The organism is Caulobacter segnis (assembly GCF_019931575.1).
Taxonomy (GTDB): domain Bacteria; phylum Pseudomonadota; class Alphaproteobacteria; order Caulobacterales; family Caulobacteraceae; genus Caulobacter; species Caulobacter segnis_C.
Genome location: NZ_CP082923.1, coordinates 2,833,005 through 2,852,551, shown reverse-complemented (window position 1 = coordinate 2,852,551; position 19,547 = coordinate 2,833,005). Strand labels below are relative to the sequence as shown.

Annotated in this window: 18 protein-coding genes and 1 tRNA gene; 13 read left to right on the top strand and 6 right to left on the bottom strand. The window is 67.4% G+C overall.

Features of this window, described 5'->3' with window-relative positions:
* Positions 1-11: 11 nt before the first annotated feature.
* From coaD to K8940_RS13055, 5 genes are all read left to right on the top strand, one after another.
* Positions 12-503: a pantetheine-phosphate adenylyltransferase gene (gene coaD / locus K8940_RS13075; protein ID WP_223390396.1), complete on the top strand. Its 492-nt coding sequence runs from the start codon at positions 12-14 to the stop codon at positions 501-503.
* Between the two features lie 401 nt (positions 504-904).
* Positions 905-3,628, top strand: a complete 2,724-nt coding sequence (locus K8940_RS13070; RefSeq protein WP_223390395.1) for a TonB-dependent receptor — start codon at positions 905-907, stop codon at positions 3,626-3,628.
* Positions 3,629-3,842: 214 nt separating this feature from the next.
* Positions 3,843-4,673: a peptidylprolyl isomerase gene (locus K8940_RS13065; RefSeq protein ID WP_223390394.1), complete on the top strand. Its 831-nt coding sequence runs from the start codon at positions 3,843-3,845 to the stop codon at positions 4,671-4,673.
* Position 4,674: 1 nt separating this feature from the next.
* Positions 4,675-5,535, top strand: a complete 861-nt coding sequence (locus K8940_RS13060; RefSeq protein ID WP_223390393.1) for a peptidylprolyl isomerase — start codon at positions 4,675-4,677, stop codon at positions 5,533-5,535.
* 92 nt (positions 5,536-5,627) lie between these two features.
* On the top strand, positions 5,628-6,095 hold the full coding sequence (locus K8940_RS13055) for a peptidylprolyl isomerase (RefSeq protein WP_223390392.1): 468 nt from the start codon (positions 5,628-5,630) through the stop codon (positions 6,093-6,095).
* A gap of 55 nt (positions 6,096-6,150) precedes the next feature.
* Here K8940_RS13055 and K8940_RS13050 read toward each other — a convergent pair whose 3' ends face one another.
* Positions 6,151-6,501 carry an endonuclease/exonuclease/phosphatase family protein gene (locus tag K8940_RS13050; RefSeq protein WP_223390391.1) on the bottom strand — a complete coding sequence of 117 codons (351 nt, stop codon included), beginning with the start codon at positions 6,499-6,501 and terminating at the stop codon, positions 6,151-6,153.
* Entirely contained in the window at positions 6,431-7,123 is a 693-nt protein-coding gene (locus tag K8940_RS13045) for a hypothetical protein (protein ID WP_223390390.1), read from the bottom strand. The genes K8940_RS13050 and K8940_RS13045 overlap by 71 nt, the downstream gene beginning before the upstream one ends.
* A gap of 132 nt (positions 7,124-7,255) precedes the next feature.
* On the opposite strand from K8940_RS13045, the gene queA reads away from it, so the two are divergent.
* Both queA and tgt read left to right on the top strand, forming a co-directional pair.
* Positions 7,256-8,356, top strand: coding sequence for a tRNA preQ1(34) S-adenosylmethionine ribosyltransferase-isomerase QueA (gene queA / locus K8940_RS13040; RefSeq protein WP_223390389.1), 1,101 nt, complete (start codon positions 7,256-7,258; stop codon positions 8,354-8,356).
* Positions 8,356-9,477 (top strand): tRNA guanosine(34) transglycosylase Tgt, encoded by a 1,122-nt coding sequence (tgt, locus tag K8940_RS13035; RefSeq protein ID WP_223390388.1) that lies wholly within the window; start codon positions 8,356-8,358, stop codon positions 9,475-9,477. The genes queA and tgt overlap by 1 nt, the downstream gene beginning before the upstream one ends.
* Before the next feature lie 9 nt (positions 9,478-9,486).
* Here tgt and K8940_RS13030 read toward each other — a convergent pair whose 3' ends face one another.
* Positions 9,487-10,236: a hypothetical protein gene (locus K8940_RS13030; protein WP_223390387.1), complete on the bottom strand. Its 750-nt coding sequence runs from the start codon at positions 10,234-10,236 to the stop codon at positions 9,487-9,489.
* Between the two features lie 127 nt (positions 10,237-10,363).
* On the opposite strand from K8940_RS13030, the gene K8940_RS13025 reads away from it, so the two are divergent.
* The 5 genes from K8940_RS13025 to K8940_RS13005 all read left to right on the top strand — a co-directional run bounded on the left by K8940_RS13025 (position 10,364) and on the right by K8940_RS13005 (position 13,971).
* Positions 10,364-10,438: transfer RNA gene (locus K8940_RS13025), tRNA-Lys, on the top strand.
* Between the two features lie 290 nt (positions 10,439-10,728).
* Positions 10,729-11,613: a sulfate ABC transporter permease subunit CysT gene (gene cysT, locus K8940_RS13020; protein WP_223390386.1), complete on the top strand. Its 885-nt coding sequence runs from the start codon at positions 10,729-10,731 to the stop codon at positions 11,611-11,613.
* Positions 11,613-12,464, top strand: a complete 852-nt coding sequence (cysW, locus tag K8940_RS13015; protein ID WP_223390385.1) for a sulfate ABC transporter permease subunit CysW — start codon at positions 11,613-11,615, stop codon at positions 12,462-12,464. Before cysT ends, cysW begins: the two co-directional genes overlap by 1 nt.
* 17 nt (positions 12,465-12,481) lie before the next feature.
* A complete protein-coding gene (locus K8940_RS13010) occupies positions 12,482-13,501 on the top strand; it encodes a sulfate/molybdate ABC transporter ATP-binding protein (RefSeq protein WP_223390384.1) in 1,020 nt (339 codons plus the stop codon).
* Between the two features lie 113 nt (positions 13,502-13,614).
* On the top strand, positions 13,615-13,971 hold the full coding sequence (locus K8940_RS13005) for a PilZ domain-containing protein (protein WP_223390383.1): 357 nt from the start codon (positions 13,615-13,617) through the stop codon (positions 13,969-13,971).
* Positions 13,972-13,975: 4 nt separating this feature from the next.
* On the opposite strand, the gene K8940_RS13000 is transcribed toward K8940_RS13005, so the two are convergent.
* The 3 genes from K8940_RS13000 to K8940_RS12990 are packed head-to-tail and all read right to left on the bottom strand — an operon-like array spanning position 13,976 to position 17,485.
* A complete protein-coding gene (locus tag K8940_RS13000) occupies positions 13,976-14,962 on the bottom strand; it encodes a transglutaminase N-terminal domain-containing protein (RefSeq protein ID WP_223390382.1) in 987 nt (328 codons plus the stop codon).
* Between the two features lie 11 nt (positions 14,963-14,973).
* On the bottom strand, positions 14,974-15,921 hold the full coding sequence (locus K8940_RS12995) for an alpha-E domain-containing protein (protein ID WP_223390381.1): 948 nt from the start codon (positions 15,919-15,921) through the stop codon (positions 14,974-14,976).
* A gap of 34 nt (positions 15,922-15,955) precedes the next feature.
* Positions 15,956-17,485, bottom strand: a complete 1,530-nt coding sequence (locus tag K8940_RS12990) for a circularly permuted type 2 ATP-grasp protein (protein WP_223395855.1) — start codon at positions 17,483-17,485, stop codon at positions 15,956-15,958.
* Between the two features lie 257 nt (positions 17,486-17,742).
* Here K8940_RS12990 and K8940_RS12985 point away from each other — a divergent pair, with 257 nt between their 5' ends.
* Positions 17,743-19,527 (top strand): autotransporter assembly complex protein TamA, encoded by a 1,785-nt coding sequence (locus K8940_RS12985; protein ID WP_223390380.1) that lies wholly within the window; start codon positions 17,743-17,745, stop codon positions 19,525-19,527.
* Positions 19,528-19,547: the final 20 nt, after the last annotated feature.

Below are 19,547 nucleotides of genomic sequence, written 5' to 3'. Positions count from 1 at the left end.
CAGGGGGTTGCATGCGGGTCGGGCTTTATCCGGGGACCTTTGATCCAGTCACCAACGGTCACCTCGACATCATCGGGCGGGCCGTCAAGCTGGTCGACAAGCTGGTGATCGGCGTGGCGGTGAACATCGGCAAGGGGCCGCTGTTCTCGCTGGAGGAGCGGGTCGATATCCTGGAGCGCGAGACGGCGCACCTGACCAAGATCGCCGAGATCGAGGTCAGGCCGTTCGAAAGCCTCCTGATGCACTTCGCCCGGGACGTGAACGCCCAGATGATCGTGCGCGGCCTGAGGGCCGTGGCCGACTTCGAGTACGAGTTCCAGATGACGGCGATGAACCAGCAGCTGGATCGCGAGATCGAAACCGTCTTCCTGATGGCCGACCCGCGCCACCAGGCGATCGCCTCGCGCCTGGTCAAGGAGATCGCCGCCCTGGGCGGGGACATCTCCAAGTTCGTGCCGGTCGGCGTGGCCGAGCAGCTGCTGGCCAAGGTCCGGAAGACGTAGCGCGCCGCGAGAGGGCTCATCCCCGTCTCGTCCCGAACATCCGCAGTCGCCCATCACCGACCTAGAACCCGCTACGAGCGGAGTCGACGTGAGGGAGCATCGCGCCTTCGCGTGAGCAATGTCGGGCCAGGCGTCCGTTTCGCGCGGGCCAAGGCGATCCAGCTTTCTTGGACGGCGCTTCAGTCTTCAGCGCCGCAACACCGCGAAGCGCCGCCGTTATGCAGAGAGATAATCCTGCTAAAGGTCTCGGCTAACTCCCGATGACACCGGTGGCAAAAGACTCGCCTCCGGCTGTTTAGAGCCAGTCCCTGGAAGGCTGGCGAACGTCATTAGGAGGAACGGGGATGATCACGTCACCATCGCGCCGTCGCGCGCTCAAAGTTCATGTTTCGGCGGGGGCGTTGCTCGCCGCTCTGGCCGTTTCGGGGACCGTCCGCGCGCAGGAGGCCGCCACCGCGTCGGCGGGCGAGCCGGACACCGCCGTCGAGCAGGTCGTCGTTGTCGGCTTCCGCTCCAGCCTGGCCAAGGCGCTGAACGTCAAGCGCAACGAAGCCGCCGCCGTCGACATGATCCTGGCCGAGGACATCGGCAAGTTTCCCGACCTGAACCTGTCGGAATCCCTGCAGCGGATTCCCGGCGTGTCTATCGCGCGCGATGGCGGCGAGGGGCGTCAGATCTCCGTGCGGGGCCTTGGTCCGCAGTTCACCCGCGTGCGCATCAACGGCATGGAGGCCCTGACCACCGCCGGCGGCGCCGACAGCTCGGGCGGCACCAATCGCGGGCGCAGCTTCGACTTCAACATCTTCGCCTCGGACCTGTTTAGCGCCATCACGGTGCGCAAGACCGCCTCGGCCGATGTCGAGGAGGGTTCGCTGGGCGCGACCGTCGACCTGCGCACGGCCCGGCCCTTCGACTTCAAGGGCTTCAAGATGAGCGGCTCGGCCCAGGGCAGCTACAACGACCTGGCCAAGACCACGAACCCGCGCGCGGCGTTCATGATCTCCAACACCTGGAAGGACGACACCTTCGGGGCGCTGTTCTCGTTCGCCTACGCCAAGCGCAATATCGTCGAGGAAGGCAACAGCACCGTGCGTTGGGCCAAGGGCGGCTTCGGCGCGGCGACCACCAGCGACGCCTCGCTGGCCGACATCAACGCGGCCTATCACCCGCGTATCCCGCGCTACGACTACTATCAAAGCAAGAGCGAACGCTTCGGGGCGACCCTGGCGCTGCAATGGCGTCCGTCCGACGACACCCTGGTCTCGTTCGACAGCCTGTACGCCGACCTGCGCTCGACGCGCGAGGAGCAGTACATCGAGGCCATTTCGTTCAGCTCCAGCGGAACCTCCGGCATCGGCGGCACGACCGTCACCTCGGCCAGCATCAACAATGGCGTTCTGACCAAGGGAACGTTCGACGGCGTCGACCTGCGCGTCGAGGATCGCTTCGACAAGCTGCGCACCAAGTTCACCCAGAACTCGCTGACCGCCGAGCATCGGTTCAGCGACAGCTTCAAGGTCGACGCCCTGGTCGGTCACTCGGTCTCCGACCACAAGAACCCGATCCAGACGACGCTGACCTTCGACCAGAACAACGTCAACGGCTACAGCTACGACTACACCGACAAGACCAACCCCACCTTCAACTGGGGCACGGCCGACCTGACCAGCGCCTCGGCCTGGACCCTGTCGCAGATCCGCCTGCGTCCCCAGACCGCCCGCAACACCTACGACACCGCCCAGGTCAACGCCCACTACACGCTCAATTCGGTGTTCAAGCTGGATGGCGGACTGGACTTCAAGAAGTACGAATTCGTCACCACCGAGCTGCGCCGCTCGGTCGGCACCACCACCAACCAGGAGACCGTGATCCCCGCCGGCGTCGCGGCGATCAGTCTGGCCGACTACAGCAGTCTGGTGACGATCGGCGGCGTGACCTTCCTGGCGCCGGATCTGAGCAAGGCCTCCAGCCTGCTCAGCCTCTATAGCCAGACCGCCTACAACGGCGCCTTCGCCCTGGGGGACGAGCCGGCGCTGGGCAACAATCGCGGCGTCCGGGAAAAGGACAGCGGCGGCTACGTCCAGGCCAGTTTCGAGACCAGCCTGGCAAACATGCCGTTCCGCGGCAATTTCGGCGTCCGTTACGTCAAGACCGAGCAGAGCTCGAACGGCTACACCTATGTCAGCGGCTCGCCGGTCGCCCTGTCGACGTCGCGCAGCTATGACGACACCCTGCCATCGATGAACCTGGTGCTGGAGCCGACCGACAACTTCCTGGTCCGTTTTGGCGCGGCCAAGGTGATGTCGCGGCCCGACCTGGGCAATCTGACGCCGGGCGCCACGGTCAGCGTCTCGGGCGCCAACCGCACGGTCTCGGTGGGCAACCCCAACCTCGATCCGTTCCGGGCCAACGCCTATGACCTGTCGCTGGAATGGTACTTCCAGCCTGGTTCGCTGCTGGGCGTGGCGGTGTTCCGCAAGGATGTCGGCAGCTTCGTCCAGACCGTCAGCGAAAGCCGAACCTTCACGGGCAACAGCTACGGCCTGCCCGACAGCGTCGCCACCGCCGCCTGCGGTACGACCACCAGCTGCAGCGCCTCGTCGCTGTGGACGTTCAGCCGCCCGGTCAACACCAAGGGCGGGGCCCTGACCGGGGTAGAGGTCAACTACCAGCAGGCCTTCAAGTTCCTGCCCGGCCTGCTGGCCAATACCGGCGTGCTGCTGAACTACACCTACGTGAAATCGGAAATGGACTATGTGAACAGCGCCGGCGCGGTGGTGGCCACGGCCGACCTAACCGGCCTGTCGCGCAACGCCTACAACGCCACGGTCTATTACGAGGACGCCAAGTGGAGCGCGCGGGCCTCGATTGCCTATCGCGACCGCTACCTGACCAAGGTCCCGGGCGCCGAGACCGCCTCGGGCACCGCCTATGACGGCACCAACTCGACCTTCAACGTCGACGCGTCGCTGCAATACACGGTCAACGACAACCTCAAGCTCACGCTGGAGGGCGTGAACCTCACTGACGAATACCAGTATCAATTCAACGGTGCGGAAGACATGACCACGACCTACCACCACACCGGTCGGGAGATCCTGGTCGGCGTCCGTTACACCTTCTAGCGAGCGGTATGTCGAGGCTGGAGGCGACCCGTCATGGCGTCGTCTCCAGCCATGCCGACGCCGAATGGTCGGCGTGGGGCCATCGGGCGGGCGAAGGCCATCGCGGCCGACCGCCCCGATCCGGTCGAAATCCTGCGCTTCAACAGCCGCCGCACTTGTCGGGGAGGCCGTGTCGTTCTACGCCGGCCGCGACCTATTCTGTTCGGGGTACTCAATGAAGCTCGCCATGACCGCCGCCGCGCTGGCGCTCGCCGCCACCACGGCCTCGGCCCAGACCGTCGCTCCAGCTGGCGCGGACTGGCGCGCGCCCGACCCCAACAACGTCATCGTCGTCGAGACCAATAAGGGCCGGATCATCGCCGAGCTCTATCCGCAGGTCGCGCCGAACCATGTCGAGCGCGTGCGCGGGCTGGTGAAGAGCGGCTTCTACGACGGCCTGACCTTCTTCCGGGTGATCAGCGACTTCATGGCCCAGACGGGCGACCCGCAGAACACCGGCATCGGAGGCTCGGACCAGCCGAACCTGACCGCCGAGTTCTCCTTCCGCCGCGGCGCCGATACGCCGGTGGCCCAGAGCTATAAGGTCGGCAGCAACGAGCAGGGCTGGGTCGCGGCGCTGCCGGTGACCAGTCAGAACTCGGCCCTGGCGGTGATGACCGCCGACCGCAAGGTCGCGACCTGGGGCAACTTCTGTCCGGGCGTGCTGGGCATGGCTCGCGCCGGCGATCCCGACAGCGCCAACAGCCAGTTCTTCTTCATGCGCCAGGCCAACGCCTCGCTGGACAAGACCTACACGGCCTTCGGTCGCGTCCTTCAGGGTGTCGATGTTGTCCGCAACATCAAGACCGGCGAGCCGGTGCCGGATCCGCAGGACAAGATGATCAGCGTCAAGCTGCTGGCCGATCTGCCGGCGGACAAGCGTCCGACCATCCAGGTGATGAACACCGGTTCGGCCACCTTCAAGGCGCTGGTCGCCAAGCGCCAGGGCGAACTGGGCGGCAGCTTCACCAACTGTGACGTGGACGTGCCGGTTCAGGTGAAGTGACATGACGTCCTCGCGCGCGCTCCTGGCCGGGCTCTGCCTGGCGGCGATTTCGGCTCCAGCCATCGCGGCGGCTCCAGCCATCGCGGCGGCTCCGGCCAAGCCGACGGAAGCGGACTGGCGGACGCCCGCGCCCGAGACGGTGATGGTGATCGACACCAACAAGGGACGGGTGCTGGTCGAGCTGGTTCCGGAAGTCGCGCCGAGCCACGTCGCCCGCTTGCAGGACCTGACCCGGGCCGGCGTCTATGACGGCCGCACCTTCTTCCGGGTCATTGACAGGTTCATGGCCCAGACCGGCGATCCGACCAATACGGGCGAGGGCGGGTCCGATCTGCCCAATCTCAAGGCCGAGTTCACGTTCCGCCGCACGGCGGAGACGGGCTTCGTGGCGATGGCCGCGCCGGCCGGTCTCGAGGTCGGCTACGTCAAGTCGCTGCCAGTCGTCAGTCAGGCCTGGAGCTGGAGCGACATGACCAGCGACAAGAAGGTCGCCGCCTGGGGGACCTATTGCCCCGGCGTGGTCGGCATGGCCCGCGACGAGGACAACAACTCGGCCAACAGCCAGTTCTTCCTGATGCGCCAGCCCTATCCGTCGCTGGACAAGCGCTACACGGCCTTTGGTCGCGTGATCAGCGGCCTGGACGCCGTCCGCGCCATCAAGACTGGCGAGCCCGTGTCCGCGCCGCAGGACCTGATGACCAAGGTCCGCCTGCTGAGCGACATCCCCGAGAACGAGCGCCCCAAGGTGCGCGTGATCGACCCGAAGAGCGCCTGGTTCGCGGCCGAAACCAAGCGTCTGCGGGCGCTGAAGGGCGCGGATTTCTCGGTCTGCGACATCGATCCGCCGATCGAGGTTCGCTGATCAATTCCCGATTTCGGGCCGGACTTGGTTCACAGGACCGCGTGAACCGCGCTAGAAGCGCGTCACAACTCCTCGCCATCCAAGGGAAGACCATGTCGGCCGACCTCGAAAACACCCTGATCCTGACCCTCGAGACCGGCCCGGTCACGATCAAGCTGCGTCCCGATCTGGCGCCCGGCCACGTGGCCCGCATCAAGGAACTGGTGCGCGAGGGCTTCTATGACGGCGTCGTCTTCCACCGCGTGATCCCGGGCTTCATGGCCCAGGGCGGCGACCCGTCGGGCACTGGCCGCGGCGGTTCGGACAAGCCGGACCTGAAGGCCGAGTTCAACGACGAACCGCACGTGCGCGGCGTGGTCTCGATGGCCCGCACCCCGAATCCGGACTCGGCCAACAGCCAGTTCTTCATCGTGTTCGACGACGCCACCTTCCTGGACAAGCAGTACACGGTGTGGGGCCAGGTGACCGAAGGCATGGAAAACGTCGACGCGCTGCCCAAGGGCGAGCCGCCGCGCGAACCGGGCAAGATCGTCAGCGCCAAGATCGCCGCCGACGCCTGAGTCTTCGCGGCAAGCGATATCTGGAGACGGCCCCGGACCTGTTCCGGGGCCGTTTCTATTTGGGTGATCGGCGCAGGCTCACGACGACGGGACGATGGTCCGAGCCGATGGCGGGGCCCCGCTCGACGCTGATCGCGCGCCATCCGTCGCCCGTATAGACGTGGTCGATGGGCAGGAAGGGCGAGGGGGCGGCGGCGACCCGCGAGAACTGGCCCGACGGCCAGGAGGGCAGAGCGCGTGTCCAGCGCCGCATGCCAAGCGCCTTATCCTGACGTTTCAGGGTGAATGACCAGGGCGTCGAATTGAAATCGCCGGTGAGAATGAGGCCGCGGCGATCAAGCTTGGCCACCGAGGCGACCAGGTCTCGTGATTGCGCCTGCTGCGCCGGCTGGGACGGGCCATACAAAATGCACGCCCGCCACGGTGAAGTCGCCCGCCGGATCCTCGATCTTGACCCAGGCCGATGGCGCGCCCCTGACGAGACGCCCGCTGGCGAGAATCTTCCTGCGTGAGAAGATCCAAGGTTCGCAGCTACGACCCTTTGGACAGGAGGCGAAAGGATAGGCGGCTTTCAGGCCCTTCACCATGGCCCAGGATGTTCCGCCGGCCTCCTCGAGCACTACGATGTCGGCGTTTTGGGCCAGAAGCCACGAGAGGCTCTTCTCGGGTGAGCGGTTCTCGTGCCAGGCGTTGAACTGGATGACCTTCAGGTCTCCGGGCGCGGCCGCCTCACGTTTGAAGCGCCAGGCGGCCGACACCTCGGGCGCCATCAGCAAACCGCACGCGCCGATAGCGATGACGCCGAGACCGACCATCACCCACCGCTCTGCCTGTCGCGCAAAGAGGCCGCCAAAGAGAACCGCGCCGACTCCCATGGCCAGCCAGAGCGGGGTCGCATGGGTTACGGCGTCCAACCGGTCGCTGAACAGGCCGCCGAGGCCCGCCACCGATAGGCTGGCGCCGACTAATCCCAGCATCAGGGCGGTGCCGCGGACAAGCAGGCTGAGCAAATCGACGATCAGGCGCATGCGCCGCCCTTAGCATGCCGAGGCGAAGATTTGCGCGCCCCAGTTTGACCTCTCCCAGGTCAAGCACGTCCGGAGGGCGAAAACCGCCTGTCTCTTGACCTTCGCGGCCCATCGTGCGCTTGAAGCCCGCCCATGCGCCTTTCCGACTTCGATTTCGACCTGCCCGAGGACCGTATAGCCCTGCGCCCGGCCGAGCCGCGCGACGCGGCGCGTCTGCTGGTGGTCCGTCCGGGCGAGGACCTCGCCGACCATGTGGTTCGCGAGTTGCCCGACTTCCTGCGTCCCGGCGACGCGCTGGTCTTCAACGACACCCGCGTGATCCCCGCGCGCCTTTCGGGGCTGCGAGAGGGGCGCACCACGGGCGGCGCGGACGGCACGCCCGTGGCCGTCGAGGCGACCCTGCACCGTCGCGTCTCGCCCAGCCACTGGAGCGCCTTCATGCGGCCGGGCAAGCGGCTGAAGGTCGGCGACCGCGTGGCGTTCGGCGCTCGTGAGGACCGCGCCTGCGAAGGCGAGCGCCTGGACGCCACCGTCGCCGAGAAGCACGAGGGCGGCGAGGTCGTTCTGGCGTTCGATCTGTCCGGTCCCGACCTCGATATCGGCGTCGCCCGTCATGGCGACATGCCGTTGCCGCCCTACATCGCCGCCAAGCGGGGCGAGGACGAACGCGACCGCGCCGACTACCAGACCGTCTATGCTCGCGAGGACGGCTCGGTGGCCGCTCCGACCGCCGGTCTGCACTTCACGCCCGATCTGCTTGAAAGGCTGAAGGAAAGGGGCGTCTCTCTGCACTTCGTGACCTTGCACGTGGGCGCGGGCACCTTCCTGCCGGTCAAGACCGACGAGGTCTCCGAGCACAGGATGCACGCCGAGTTCGGGGAAGTGACGAAGGATGTCGCCGACGCCCTCAACGCCGTCCGCGCCGCCGGCGGCCGCATCGTCTGTGTCGGCACCACGTCCCTGCGCCTGCTGGAGAGCGCCACGGGCGAGGACGGCGTGGTGAAGCCGTTCGCCGACGAGACCGCCATCTTCATCACGCCCGGCTACCGCTTCCGCGCCGCCGACGTCCTGATGACCAACTTCCACCTGCCCAAGTCGACCCTGTTCATGCTGGTCAGCGCCTTCGCTGGCCAGGCGACCATGCGCACGGCCTATGAGCACGCCATTGCGACGGGCTATCGCTTCTATTCCTACGGCGACGGCAGTCTGCTGTTCAAAGACGAGATCCGCTGATGGCCGCGTTCCCCTTCGAGATCAAAGCCACGGAAGGCAAGGCGCGCACGGGCGTCCTGAAGACTCCGCGCGGCGACATCCGCACGCCGGCCTTCATGCCTGTCGGCACGGCCGCGACCGTCAAGGCCATGACCGTCGACCAGGTCAAGGACACCGGCGCGGACATCATCCTGGGCAATACCTACCACCTGATGCTGCGGCCCTCGGCCGAGCGGGTGGCGCGCCTGGGCGGCCTGCACAAGTTCATGCGCTGGGACAAGCCGATCCTGACTGACAGCGGCGGCTTCCAGGTCATGTCGCTGTCGGGCATCAGCAAGCTGACCGAGGAGGCCGTGACCTTCTCCAGCCATGTCGACGGCTCCAAGCACGTACTGACTCCCGAGCGCTCGATCGAGATCCAGGCTGATCTCCTGGGCAGCGACATCGTCATGCAACTGGACGAGTGCGTCGCCTGGCCGGCCGAGGAGGCGAGGGCGCGCAAGGGCATGGAATTGTCGGCCCGCTGGGCCAGGCGTTCCAAGGACGCCTTCGGAGCCCGTGACACCCAGGCCCTGTTCGGCATCCAGCAGGGTTCGACTTTCGAGGCCCTGCGCCGCGAGTCTTCCGACCGCCTGCGCGAGATCGGTTTCGACGGCTATGCCATCGGCGGCCTGGCGGTCGGCGAGGGGCACGAGGCGATGTGCGAGGTGCTGGACTACGCGCCCGGCCTGCTACCGGAGGATCGTCCGCGCTACCTGATGGGCGTCGGCAAGCCGATCGACCTGGTGGAAGCCGTCGCGCGCGGCGTCGACATGTTCGACTGCGTGCTGCCCACCCGCTCGGGACGCCACGGCCAGGCCTGGACCTGGGACGGCCCGATCAACCTGAAGAACGCCAAATACGCCGAGGACGAGTCGCCGCTGGATCCGGACAGCGACTGCCCGGCCAGCCGCGACTATTCCAAGGCCTATCTGCGCCATCTGTTCAAGGCCGAGGAGATTCTGGGCCAGGTGCTGCTGTCCTGGCACAACATCGCCTTCTTCCAGGCGTTGACCGCCGCCATGCGCGCCGCGATCGCCGAGGGACGTTTCGAGCAGTTCCGGCGCGATTTCCGCGCCCGGCACCTCGGCTCGGGCCAGTAGCGCCGTCGCCTAGTAGCGAGGCCCTTGGGGCACGGGCGTGACCTCTTCCTTGTTGATCGGGAAGCGGGGCTTTCGCGGACCATAGGGATCACGCGGCGGCGGCATGCCCGGATCGACCACCGGCGGCGCGACTGGCGGCTTGTGCTGGGGCGTCGCCGGCGGATTGCAGCCTCGCGCTTCACCCAGGCCCTTCAGATAGGCCCGTCGCACCGCGCCCGAGGCGACGGCGCTCTGCACCAGGCGATCGTGGCGCTCGGCCCCGGTCAGCTTGCGGACCCAGCCGCGCATCGGAATCATGTCCTGCGCCGCGCTGGCCACCGCGCCCAGCGCGGCGCCGCCTGCGGCCTTGCGCCCACGGTCCATCAGATCCTCGTTCTCGGCCGGGGGCTTGCGATCGATGTCCTCGCCCAGGGCGACGTCCAGCGGCTGGACCAGGGCGATCAGGCTCTTGCAGTCCGCCTTGTCCGGTCGCTTGTAGGGATCGTCCATCGCCTCCAGCAGCACGCGCGGGATCTTGGTGCGGACGATGTTCACGTCGCGCAGCGGCGCCTGCATGGCCCCGGTGATTCCGTCCCGATTGGCTTCCGAGGTCGATTTGATGCGCCCCTCATCGTCCGGCTGGGCCGGCGAATCCTGAGCTGAATTCGAGGCCGGGGAGGGGGGCGCGGCAAGCGGGGGCGGCGGCTCCTGCTGACGCGCGAAGGCCGTTCCGGCCAGGGTCGCGCCGCAGACGACCGTCAAAAGCAAGGTTCCACGCATGACTCACCCTAACCCGCTCACAGCTTTACCGTCATCCGTCGGAAAAACGGCGAAACCATGCTTGCGACGCACGAGCCCCCCGACTATGGTCCGCGCCGCTTCCACCGGCCCCCGCCGGATCGTTAGCGGGCCGGTAGCTCAGTGGTAGAGCATTCGACTTTTAATCGAATGGTCGTGGGTTCGAACCCCACCCGGCCTACCAAACCAAGCCTCTGATCTGTCAGAGGTTCCACGGCGCGAGACGCGCCGAACTTCCAAAAATCCTACCGGCTTGTCCGGCGCGCCGAGCGCTTGCCCGCGCAGCGCGCCACGCGAACCCCTCGCCAGTTTTTCTGTGGCGCCGACCTGACTTTTCTCATTTGCCCGATAGGCCTTGTAGGGATTTAAGCGGCGCAGTTTCCTCGACGCAGTCGGGACCCGGATGCGGTCTCACGCGTTCAACCTTTGCCTTGAGCTATGTGGCGAGCCCGGACCCTGGACGACGATCAGACGATGACCGCCGACACCGCCGCGCGCCGGTCGTCCGCCCCGAGGCCCCAGGGATCGGGCAAGCGGCCCCTTTTCCGTCGGCGTTCGGCGATTCCGGGTTTCGGCCTGACCATGGGCGTGACGCTGACCGTGCTGTCGCTGATCGTCCTGATTCCCCTGAGCGCCGTGGTCCTGAAGGCGGCCCACCAGTCGCCCGCCGAGTTCTGGGCCGTGGCGACCTCGCAGCGATCGATGGCCGCCTATCGGCTGAGCTTCGGCGCGGCGTTCGTGGCGGCGGTGATCAATGGCGTGTTCGGCGTGCTGACCGCGTGGGCGCTGGTCCGCTATGACTTTCCAGGCAAGACCATCGTCAACGCCCTGGTCGACCTGCCGTTCGCCCTGCCGACCGCGGTGGCCGGCATCGCCCTGGCGACGCTCTACTCCCCCAACGGCTGGGTGGGGCAGTTCCTGACGCCGCTGGGCATCAAGGCCGCCTACAACCCCATCGGCGTGACCATCGCCCTGATCTTCATCGGCCTGCCGTTCGTGGTCCGCACCATCGAACCCGTGCTGCGCGACGCCGCCGAGGATGTCGAGGAGGCCGCCGCCAGTCTGGGCGCGAACCGGATCGACACCATCCTGCGCATCGTCCTCCCGGCCCTGGCGCCGGCCTGGCTGACCGGTTTCGCCATGGCTTTCGCGCGTGGGGTCGGCGAGTACGGCTCGGTAATCTTCATCGCCGGCAACATGCCCTACAAGTCCGAGATCGCGCCGCTGCTGATCATCATCCAGCTGGAGCAGTTCGAGTACGCCCGCGCCGCCACGATCGCCGTCGTGATGCTGACGGTCTCGTTCACGATGCTGTTCGTAATCAACGCCATCCAGGCCTGGGCGCGGAGGTTCGACTGATGGCTACCGTTTCGCGCCGCCGCGCCACCGACGATCCAGCCTGGGCCAAGGCCCTCGTCATCGGCGTGGTCATGGCCTTCCTGGCCCTCGTCCTGATCCTGCCGTTGGCCGCCGTGTTCGCCGAGGCCCTGCGCAAGGGCCTTGGCGCGGCGCTGGAGGCGATCAACAACACCGACGCCCTGGCGGCGGTGAAGCTGACCCTGATCACCGCGGCGATCTCGGTGCCGTTCAACGCCGCCTTCGGCCTGTGCGCCGCCTGGGCCATCGCCAAGCACGAGTTCCCCGGCAAGCCGCTGCTGATTACGCTGATCGACCTGCCGTTCTCGGTGTCGCCCGTGGTGGCTGGTCTGATCTACGTGCTGATCTTCGGTCTGCAGGGGTGGTTCGGCGAATACCTGGTCGACAACGACATCAAGATCATCTTCGCCGTGCCCGGTATCGTGCTGGCGACCGTGTTCGTGACCTTCCCGTTCGTGGCCCGCGAGCTGATCCCGCTGATGCAGGAGCAGGGAACCAGCGAGGAGGAGGCGGCCGTGTCGATGGGCGCGAGCGGGCTCTACACCTTCTGGCGGGTGACCGCCCCCAATGTGCGCTGGGGCCTGATGTACGGCGTCCTGCTGTGCAACGCCCGCGCCATGGGCGAGTTCGGCGCGGTGTCGGTGGTCAGCGGCCATATCCGTGGCCTGACCAACACCATGCCGCTGCACGTAGAGATCCTCTACAACGAGTACGACTTCGTCGGCGCCTTCGCCGTCGCGGCCCTGCTGTGCCTGCTAGCCGTGGTGACCCTGGTGCTGAAGACGGCGCTGGAAGTCGCTCAGCCCGGCATGCGCGGGCGCGGCGGACACTGAATGGACTTCACGAGCCTATGACCATCTCCATCCGTTCCGTCGAAAAGAAGTTCGGCCGCTATCCGGCGCTGAACAAGGTCGACCTCGAGATCGCCGACGGCGAACTGCTGGCCCTGCTGGGGCCGTCGGGTTCGGGCAAGACGACGCTGCTGCGCACGATCGCCGGTCTGGAATTCCCCGACGTCGGCCAGGTGCTGTTCGGCGACGAGGATGTGACCTTCGCCTCGGCCGCTGATCGCCGCGTGGGCTTCGTGTTCCAGCAGTACGCGCTGTTCAAGCACATGACCGTGGCCAAGAACATCGCGTTCGGCCTGGACGTGCGGAAGGGCAAGGACAAGCCATCCAAGGCCGAGATCGCCAAGCGGGTCGAGGATCTGCTGAAGCTGGTCGAGCTGGATGGTCTGGGCAAGCGCTATCCCTCGCAGCTGTCGGGCGGCCAGCGCCAGCGCGTGGCCCTGTCGCGCGCCCTGGCGGTGCAACCCAGCGTGCTGCTGCTGGACGAGCCCTTCGGCGCCCTGGACGCCACGGTCCGCAAGTCGCTGCGCAAGGAGCTGCGCCGCGTCCACGACGCCACGGGCGTCACCACCATCTTCGTGACCCACGACCAGGAAGAGGCCCTGGAGCTGGCCGACCGCGTGGCGATCCTGAACAAGGGCCAGATCGAGCAGATCGGCACCCCGGATCAAGTCCACGATCAGCCCGAGACGGCCTTCGTCTGCGGCTTCGTCGGCGAGGCCAACTGCTTCGAGGGCCAGGTCGGCGGCGGCCAGTTCAACGCCGGCGTGCTGCGCCTGCCGGCCGGCGGCGTTCGTGAAGGCTCGGCCACGGCCTATGTCCGACCGCACGACTTCGTGCTGGACGACGGCGGTTTCGAGGTCCGCGTCGACCGCGCGCATGTCCAGGGGGCCTTGACCACCGTCAACGCCACGGCCGCCGACGGTCGCCACATCGAGATCAGCGCTTCGCGCGCCGAGGCCGCTCGTTTCCAAGGAACGGTGAAGATCGCCGCTCGTAAGGCTCACGTTTACGCCGCCTAAGGAACTTTACCGCTTAAGCTGGCTTTGGACGGACACGGTTCAACGTGGGCGCGCATCGCGTCGACTTGCGCTAAAATCGTCATCGTCCATACGGCGGGAGTTCTAGGATTCGCATGCTCATGGTCGAGGCCTCAGGCGCGGAACGTCGCTCGCATCCCCGGATGCCGGCGGCGCGCAAGATCTACATCGTGGACGATCCGCGCTCGTGGAAATGTTCGCTGCTGGACGTCGCCGAGAAGGGCGCGCGCCTGTCGACGGCGGGCATCGCCGCGCCGCCGGACAAGTTCATCTTCGTCGACGCGGGCGGACGCCGGGTGCATGTCGCCCATGTCGTCTGGCGCTCGGATACCGAGGCGGGCGTCCAGTTCCTGGAAAGCCAGCGCATCGGCCCGCGCGCCGGTGGCGCGGCCGGAGCGCTGGACATCGCCCGTCGCTTCGCCGCCACCTTGAAGCCGGAAATCCTGCAGTAGTCTCCTACTGCTGCTGCTGCTGCTGCTGCTGCTGCTGGTGCAGTTCCTGTTTCAGGGCCGCGTCAGGACGGCGGCGGCCGCCAGCGAAGCTGGGACGCGCCATGCGCAGGAATTCGGGTTCGGCGACCGCCGCCCGGGCGCGACGGACGGTGACGCCCACCGCCAGTTGGCTTTCCGCGTCGCCCTTGTAGACCCCGCGTGAGGGCGTGACGTCGGCATAGTCCCGGCCCACGGCGACGGCCACGTGTCGTTCGCCGGCCATCATGTTGTTGGTGGGGTCCAGGCCCACCCAGCGCAGGCTGGGCAGGAACACCTCGACCCAGGCGTGGGTGGCGTCGGGATCCGAGCGATCGCCGGCCTCGCGGTCGGTGAACAGGTAACCCGAGACATAGCGCGCCGGGATGCCCCACTCGCGGCAGATGGCCAGCATGATGTGGGCGAAGTCCTGACAGACCCCGCGCCCGACGCCCAGCGCCAGGTCGATCGGGCTATCGGCGTCGGTGACGCCGGGCTGGTACTCGAAAGCGCGATAGATGGTCTCGGACAGCGTACGCACCGCCGTCAGCGGGTCCCGGCGCTTCAAGGCGTCCAGGTCGTGCTCGTCGATGAAGGTGCGCAGCGCCTCGGTCGGCTGGACGAAGCCGTGCGGGCGCAGGAAGTCGAAGCACTCGCCGCGCACGAACTCGCTGCGCAGCCGGTCCCATTCGCCCATGTCCAGGTGATCTGGCCGCTCGCCTGGGGGCTCGGTCTCGACGGCCGAGCGGGCGATGATGGTCAGCTTGTCGTGTGGCTGGGGCACGTCGAAGTGGTAGACCGCGTTGCCGAAGCTGTCGGCGTACGAGAACACCTGGGCGGCCGGCTCCAGATCCAGCTCGAAGCTGACCAGGCGCTGGCGGGCGGTCTTCTGGGGCTGCATCCACAGCTCCATCAGGCTTTCCCGGACGGGGCGCTCGTAGTGGTACTGGGTGACGTGGCGGATTTCGAGCAACACGATCTTGAATCCTAGGCGGGCAGGCGCGTTTCGAGCGGGTAGGCCACGAAGGTCTCGTAGATCGCTTCGTGGATGCGGGCGCACTCGTTGACGACGGTGGTCAGCAGCGGTCCGGCGCCGACGGCTTCCAGCTCGTCGACGTCGGCGAACTGCAGGCGAGCCTTCAGGCGACCGGCCAGGCGCTCGGGACCGGCCCGCTCGCTGAAGACGCCGCCGCGGGCCATGGCCGACAGGTGCTGTTCGATCTGGGCTGTGGTGAAGCGGATCGAGCGCGGGAAGTCCTCGTCGAAGACCAGGAACTCCAGGATGTGCCGGGGTTCGATCTCGGCGGTGTAGACCCGCAGATAGGGCTCCAGGGCGCAGGCCATGCGCAGCACGCTGACCAGGGCCACATGGTCGTCGATCCGGCCGTGCGTCGGCGATTCCGCGAAGCAGACCTCCAGCAGGCGCGAGACCAGCTGGGCGCGCTCCATGTAGATGCCCAGCATCATGAACCGCCAGCTCTCGCCGTGGCTCATGGTGGTGTCGGCCGCGCCCTTGAACAGGTGCAGGTCGGCGATGACGTCGTGCAGGAAATTGGCCGAGCCGTCCGAGAACTCTTTGCCAGCCCTGGCGTCGGTGACCTTGAGGTACAGCAGGTTCAGCCGCTCCCAGGTCTCGGTGGTGATCTGGTCGCGCACCTGGCGGGCGTTTTCGCGGGCCCGGGCCAGGGAGGAGACGACCGAGTTGGGATCGCCCCGATCCAGCACCAGCGCCTCGGCGGCCTCGAACGAGCCGACGCCGGCCCCGTCGCCCGGCTCGCCCACGGCGGCCATGGCGATCCACACCGCCTGGGTCCCGGAATCCGTCTGGTCCAGGGTGGCGTTCAGCATCACGGATGACAGGCGCGAGAGGTGCTCGGCCCGTTCGATGTATCGGCCCAGCCAGTAGAGGCTGTCGGCGACCCGAGCGAGCATCATGCGAGCGACCCCTTCGCCTTGAAGAGCACGAGCCTCATGGACGGACGCTCCCGTTGCCGTTGGCGTGCCCATTGGCGTGGCCGTTCTCCTCGGCCAGCACCCAGGTGTCCTTGGAGCCGCCGCCCTGGCTGGAATTGACCACCAGCGAGCCGCGCTTCAGCGCCACGCGGGTCAGGGCTCCGGGCGTCACGATCGTCTTCTCGCCCGACAGGATGAAGGGGCGCAGGTCGACGTGGCGCGGTTCGATGCGGCCGTCGACCAGGCATGGCGCCGTCGACAGCTGGATGGTCGGCTGGGCGATATAGTTGTCGGGGTCGGCCTGGATGGCCTCGCCGAACGCATCGCGTTCCTTCTGGCTGGCGTGCGGACCCACCAGCATGCCGTAGCCGCCCGAGGCTCCGACCGCCTTGACCACGTACTTGTCTAGATTGCCCAGCACGTGCTGCAGCTGCCGGGGCTCGCGGCACAAGAAGGTCTCGATGTTGGGCAGGATGGCGTCCTCGCCCAGGTAGTAGCGGATGATGTCGGGAACATAGGCGTAGACCGCCTTGTCGTCGGCGACGCCGGTGCCGGGGGCGTTGCAGATCACCACGTTGCCGGCGCGATAGGCGTTGAACAGCCCCGCCGCGCCCAGCGAGCTGTCGCGCCGGAAGGTGAGGGGATCGATGAAGTCGTCGTCGACCCGCCGGTAGATCACGTCGATGCGCCGAATGCCGGTGGTGGTGCGCATGTAGACCATGTTCTCGTGCACCACGAGGTCTCGGCCCTCGACCAGCGGCACGCCCATCAGGCGGGCCAAGTAGGCGTGCTCGTAGTAGGCGCTGTTGTAGACCCCGGGGGTCAGCACCACGACCTGGGGGTCATTGCGCCAGTCCGCGGCCATGCTCTTCAGCGTCGACAGCAGAAGGTCGGGATAGCGCTCGACCGGGCGCACGCCGGCGGCGCGATAGGTGCCCGGGAAGGTGCGCTTGGCCGCGTCGCGGTTGGCCAGCATGTATGAGACGCCGGACGGGACGCGCAGATTGTCCTCCAGCACCGCGAACTCGCCGTTCTGCTGGCGTATCAGGTCGCTGCCGCAGACATTGGCGTAGGCCTTGTGGGGCACATAGAGATGCTGCATCTCGCGGCGGTACGAAGGCGCGCCCAGCACCAGCTCGCGTGGCACCACGCCGTCCATCAGGATCTGCTGGTCGCCGTAGATGTCGGCCAGGAACAGGTTCAGCGCCTGCAGCCGCTGGGTCAGGCCCGCCTCGATCTTCGACCATTCGGCGGCCGGGATGATGCGCGGGAAGAGGTCGGTCGGGATGATCCGCTCGGTGGTGTTCTCGGCGCCGTAGACGGTGAAGGTGATGCCCTGCAGCAGGAACGAGCGTTCCAGCGTGCGCTGGCGGCCGGCCAGTTCCTCGGCCCCCAAGGTCGACATGCGCCCGTGCAGCGGATCGTAGTGCGGCCGGACTTCGCCCTCGGGCGTGAACATCTCGTCGTAGGCGATGCCCGGCAGGTACGCCGCCTCCGTCATCGGCAGGGTCGGTGCGTCCTCGAGGGTCTGGGTCTTCGCCGCCACGCTTTTGTCCACGTTTCTCTTCGCTTTGGGCGCGTCGCCGAAGGCGCCACACCGTCCCGACTCTAGAACGTCGCGCCTGTCTCGCGCGGCGAATTCGACGTTCGCCGCGTGGATGCGCACGGCTGCTTATCATTTGGGCGCCTTTCGCCTGCTTTGAGAAGCGCCGCTCGTCGTCCGTCGTGTGCATTTCGGGTCGTGACAGCGACGAAACCCCAGACTACAGCAGGGACGGGGGCGCTTCGCGCGGGGAACGTGATTTGGTGCTTGGGCGGACTTCCCTGGCCTTGACGGCGGCGACATGGCTGACGGCCTCCGTCGCGTGGGCCGACGAGCCGATGGCCCAGATCCAAGGCGTTGAAGACAAGGGTCTGCGCGAGGCCATTCAACGCGCCTTGACCGAATCCAAGCATCCCGCCCAGAGCCGCGCCGAAGCCCGTCGACGCGCCCGCCAGGCCGGCGAGGACGCCATCGCCGTGCTGCGCGCCGAGGGCTATTACGCCTACACCGTCGAGCCGGACGTGCTGGATGGCGAGCCGCCGCGCGCGGTGGTCAAGATCACGCCTGGCCCGGTCTTCGTCCTGGCCGATCCCCGCATCGACTGGTCCGGAAGCCCGCCCGACGAAGGCACGCGCCAGCGCGCGGCCGCCGCCATGCGCCTGACCGCCGGCGAGCCGGGGCGCTCCGCCGATGTTGTCGGGGCCGAGGGGCGGGTCGTCGCCCAGGTCGCCAAGCTGGGCTACGCCGATGCGGCCGCCGAGCCGCGCGAGGTGATTGTCGATCACGCCGACCACACCGTTCGACCTGCCTTCAAGATCGCCTCTGGCGAGCTGGTCCATCTGGACGGCGTCGAGGTCGTCACCAAGGGGCGGACCAATCCGGCCTGGGTCTCGCACCTGGCGCCCTGGATCACGGGCGACGTCTACGACCCCGAGGACGTCGCCGAACTGGAGCGTCGCCTGCGCGACACCAGCGTCTATGACTCGATCTCGGTGTCGCTAGCCGGGCCGGACAAGGCCACGCCCGAGGGCCTGCGACCGGTCGTCGTCACCCTGGCCGACCGCCGCGCGCGCACCATCGAGACCAGCGCCGGCTACTCCACGAGCGAAGGCGCGGGCGTCGACGTGCGCTGGAGCCGCTACAACCGGCTGAAGCGCGCCGACACCACGACCTATTCGCTGCGTTTCGCGAAGCTGGAGCAGAGCCTGGGCGCCGAGCTCTCACTGCCCCATTGGCGGCGGCCGCAGCAGACCCTGAAGCTGTCCAGCTCGATCTTCCGTGAGGACACCGACGCCTATAACGAAACCGGCGCCTCGATCGGGGTCGACCTGACCAAGCGGCGGCAGACCACGGCCTATCGCACCTTCGGCGTGTCGCTTGACCTGTCCCAGACCAAGGAGCAGGTCAGCAGCAACGGTGCGGTCGCCGGCCGCAAGCTGAACCTGGCCACCGTCGCGGGCCTGGCCGCCTACGCCTGGGACTTCTCCGACAACATCCTGGACCCCAAGCGCGGCTGGCGCCTGGAGGCGCGGGGCGAACCGACCTACGTCGTCGGCGACACGACCCTGCCTTACCTGAAGCTGACGACCCAGGGCTCGGTCTATCTGCCCGTCGGCAAGGGGGCGAGCACGGTGCTGGCCACGCGCGTGAAGCTGGGCGCGATGCTCGGCGGCAGCATTCCTGACGTCCCGGCGTCGCGGCGCTTCTACGCCGGCGGCGGCGGCTCGGTGCGCGGCTACGCCTACCAGGCCATCGGCCCGCGTCTCTCCGACAACACGCCCCAGGGCGGCGTCTCGCTAGTCGAGACCTCGTTCGAGTTGCGCCAGAAGATCACCCAGCGCTGGAGCGGCGTGGCCTTTATCGACGCCGGGGCCATCGGCACCGACAAGACCCCGCGTCGCGAGGACTTCCGGGCGGGCGCGGGCTTCGGCATCCGCTACGACCTGGGCTTTGGGCCCATCCGCGCCGACATCGCCGCCCCGCTGGGCCGCCGCAAGGGCGACCCCGCGTTCCAGATCTATCTCAGCATCGGGCAAAGCTTTTGAGCGGGGAGCAGGACAAGCCT

What these genes read in the sequence shown, in the direction of transcription:
- coaD (WP_223390396.1), top strand. Translation starts at nt 12, where the DNA reads ATGCGGGTCGGGCTTTATCCGGGGACCTTTGATCCAGTCACCAACGGT.
- K8940_RS13065 (WP_223390394.1), top strand. Translation starts at nt 3,843, where the DNA reads ATGAAGCTCGCCATGACCGCCGCCGCGCTGGCGCTCGCCGCCACCACG.
- K8940_RS13060 (WP_223390393.1), top strand. Translation starts at nt 4,675, where the DNA reads ATGACGTCCTCGCGCGCGCTCCTGGCCGGGCTCTGCCTGGCGGCGATT.
- K8940_RS13055 (WP_223390392.1), top strand. Translation starts at nt 5,628, where the DNA reads ATGTCGGCCGACCTCGAAAACACCCTGATCCTGACCCTCGAGACCGGC.
- K8940_RS13045 (WP_223390390.1), bottom strand. Translation starts at nt 7,123, where the DNA reads ATGCGCCTGATCGTCGATTTGCTCAGCCTGCTTGTCCGCGGCACCGCC.
- queA (WP_223390389.1), top strand. Translation starts at nt 7,256, where the DNA reads ATGCGCCTTTCCGACTTCGATTTCGACCTGCCCGAGGACCGTATAGCC.
- tgt (WP_223390388.1), top strand. Translation starts at nt 8,356, where the DNA reads ATGGCCGCGTTCCCCTTCGAGATCAAAGCCACGGAAGGCAAGGCGCGC.
- K8940_RS13030 (WP_223390387.1), bottom strand. Translation starts at nt 10,236, where the DNA reads ATGCGTGGAACCTTGCTTTTGACGGTCGTCTGCGGCGCGACCCTGGCC.
- cysT (WP_223390386.1), top strand. Translation starts at nt 10,729, where the DNA reads ATGACCGCCGACACCGCCGCGCGCCGGTCGTCCGCCCCGAGGCCCCAG.
- cysW (WP_223390385.1), top strand. Translation starts at nt 11,613, where the DNA reads ATGGCTACCGTTTCGCGCCGCCGCGCCACCGACGATCCAGCCTGGGCC.
- K8940_RS13010 (WP_223390384.1), top strand. Translation starts at nt 12,482, where the DNA reads ATGACCATCTCCATCCGTTCCGTCGAAAAGAAGTTCGGCCGCTATCCG.
- K8940_RS13005 (WP_223390383.1), top strand. Translation starts at nt 13,615, where the DNA reads ATGCTCATGGTCGAGGCCTCAGGCGCGGAACGTCGCTCGCATCCCCGG.
- K8940_RS12995 (WP_223390381.1), bottom strand. Translation starts at nt 15,921, where the DNA reads ATGATGCTCGCTCGGGTCGCCGACAGCCTCTACTGGCTGGGCCGATAC.